At 63.5% G+C, this 2,798-nt stretch carries 1 protein-coding gene and 1 pseudogene; both read right to left on the bottom strand.

Going from position 1 to position 2,798, the window contains the following annotated elements; all coding sequences use genetic code 11:
- Positions 1-163: 163 nt before the first annotated feature.
- A complete protein-coding gene (locus tag EN939_RS28460) occupies positions 164-2,458 on the bottom strand; it encodes a bifunctional salicylyl-CoA 5-hydroxylase/oxidoreductase (RefSeq protein ID WP_127271042.1) in 2,295 nt (764 codons plus the stop codon).
- Between the two features lie 141 nt (positions 2,459-2,599).
- A pseudogene (locus EN939_RS28465) lies at positions 2,600-2,798 on the bottom strand (VOC family protein); the annotation flags it as partial.

The following is a 2,798-nucleotide window of genomic DNA, read 5'->3' on the forward strand; positions in this document are numbered from 1 at the left end:
CCCCTAACCCTCCCCACAAGGGGGAGGGAGAAGGCTACGACAGCACCTGTCCATTGCAAACTTATGCGGTGCCGGCTGAGTCGAATGCGACGCGGTCCCCCTCCCCCTTGTGGGGAGGGGCGAGGGGCGGGGGTACAGCGCTGACGTGGCAGACGAAAAGCGTTCATACTTTCAGCCCCGCTGCGGCGTCGCGCTCGGCCAGACGGTAGAGCTGGTCGCGCCCGGGCAGATAGGGATCCGGCCATTTGACACCACGGTCGCCGAGCGTGACGGCGGCGTGCAGTGTCCAGTAGGGATCGGCGAGATGCGGCCGTGCCAGCGCCACCAGATCGGCGCGGCCGGCCATCAGGATCGAATTGACATGGTCCGGCTCGTAGATGTTGCCGACCGCCATCGTCGCCATGCCGACTTCGTTGCGGATGCGGTCGGAAAACGGCGTCTGGAACATGCGGCCATAGACAGGCTTGGCCAGTGCCGAGGTCTGGCCTGCCGAGACGTCGCAGATGTCGACGCCGGCCTCGTGCAGCAGCCGTGCGATCTCGACCGCGTCGGCCGGTGTGACGCCCTCGATGCCCACCCAGTCATTGGCCGAAATGCGCATCGAGATCGGCTTCTCCGCCCGCCAGGCAGCGCGCACCGCGCGGAAGATTTCGAGGGGATAGCGCATCCGATTGTCAAGCGAACCGCCATATTCATCCGTGCGCCGGTTGGTGACCGGCGTGATGAAGGACGACAAGAGATAGCCATGCGCAGCGTGGATCTCGAGCATGTCGAAGCCGCAACGATCGGCCATCTCGGCCGAAGCCACGAATTCGTCGCGCACGCGGTCCATGTCGGCGCGATCCATCGCCTTCGGCACCTGATTCTGCGGCGACCACGCCACGGCCGAGGCGGCGATCACCGGCCAGTTGCCGGAGACCAGCGGCACGTCGGTGCCTTCCCAGCCAAGCCGGGTCGAACCTTTGGCGCCGGAATGGCCGATCTGGGCGCAGATCTTGGCTTCGGTTTCGGTGTGGACGAAATCGACCAGCCGCTTCCACGCCACCTCATGTTCGGGCGCATAGAATCCCGGACAACCGGGCGTGATGCGACCTTCCGGGCTGACGCAGGTCATCTCGATATAGAGGAGCCCGGCGCCCCCTTTGGCCCGCTCGGCGTAGTGGGTGAAATGCCAGTCGGTCGGGCAGCCGTCGACGGCCTTGTACTGCGCCATCGGCGAAACGACGACGCGGTTCTGCAGCCTCATGTCGCGCAGCTTGAACGGCGCGAACATCGGCGCGCGGCGCAGGCTGTTGCCGCCGGCGCCCGCCTGGCGCTGGAACCATTCCTCCGCACCGCCCAGCCATTCGGCATCGCGCAGCCGCAAATTCTCATGGCTGATGCGCTGCGAGCGGGTCAAAAGCGAATAGTTGAACTGCACCGGATCGAGGCCGAGATAGCGCTCGACCTCCTCGAACCATTCCAGCGAATTGCGCGCCGCCGATTGCAGCTTCAGCACCTCGGTGCGGCGGGCATCCTCATATTTACGGAAGGCGGCATCCAGGTCCGGCTCGGTTTCGACATATTCGGCCAGCGCCACGGCACTTTCCAGTGCCAGCTTGGTGCCGGAGCCGATCGAGAAATGGGCTGAGGCCGCCGCATCGCCCATCAGCGCCAGATTCTTGTAGGACCAGCGCTCGCACAGCACGCGCGGGAAATTGATCCAGGCGGAACCACGGATATGGTTGGCATTGGTCATCAGCGCGTGGCCGCCGAGATGTTTTTCGAAGATCCGCTCACAGACAGCGATCGATTCCTGCTGCGACATCGCGCTGAAGCCGAAAGCAGTCCAGGTCTGTTCGCTGCACTCGACGATGAACGTCGCGGTGTCGCTGTCGAACTGGTAGGCGTGCGCCCAAACCCAGCCATGCTCGGTCTTCTCGAAGATGAAGGTGAAGGCGTCGTCGAATTTCTGGTTGGTGCCGAGCCAGACGAACTTGCATTTGCGGGTGTCGATGTCGGGTTTGAAGATGTCGACGAAAGCGTTGCGCGCCCTGGAGTTGAGGCCGTCGGCCGCGACGACCAGATCATGCGTCTCCATGTAAGGTTTGGGATCGGCGATGTCGGTCTCGAACATCAGCTTGACGCCGAGTTCGCGCGCCCGGCGCTGCAGCAGGACCAGCAGCCGCTTGCGGCCGATGCCGCAGAAACCGTGACCTGACGAGACCGTGCGCACGCCGTCATGGATGACGGCGATGTCGTCCCAGTAGGCAAAGTGCTTCTTGATCCAGACAGCGCTGACCGGGTCGTTTTTCGACAGATTGTCGAGCGTCTCGGCCGACAGCACGACGCCCCAGCCGAACGTGTCGTCGGCGCGGTTGCGCTCGAACACCGTCACATCGTGCGCGGCGTCCCTCAGCTTCATCGAAATGGCAAAGTAGAGGCCAGCTGGTCCGCCGCCGAGAACCGCAACCTTCATGTCTGCGATCTCCTCTTCGCTTGCTGGAGTTCAGTATCGCGCCGGCGACAAGATATTTCAAGCTTAAAGTTTTATATCAAAACGATTGTCCTGACATGGCGAAAGCGCGCCTGCGTGTCATCGCGCAAGCGCGCTGCCGGATCACTTTTCCGGGTTCTTCGGGCTCCACAGCACCGTCTCGGCGTCCTTCTCATAGGCCATTCCGTCGGGATAGCTGATCGCTTCCAGCTGCAGCCCCCACGGCGCCTGGAAATAGAGGATGGTCTGGCCGGCCGCCGGCCCTTCCTTGACCGGCAGCGGCCCCATCCGCGTCTTGACGCCCTTGCCTTCGAGATAGGCT

Origin of the sequence: Mesorhizobium sp. M7A.F.Ca.CA.002.05.1.1, from assembly GCF_003998335.1 — a bacterium.
GTDB lineage: Bacteria > Pseudomonadota > Alphaproteobacteria > Rhizobiales > Rhizobiaceae > Mesorhizobium.

What these genes read in the sequence shown, in the direction of transcription:
- EN939_RS28460 (WP_127271042.1), bottom strand. Translation starts at nt 2,458, where the DNA reads ATGAAGGTTGCGGTTCTCGGCGGCGGACCAGCTGGCCTCTACTTTGCC.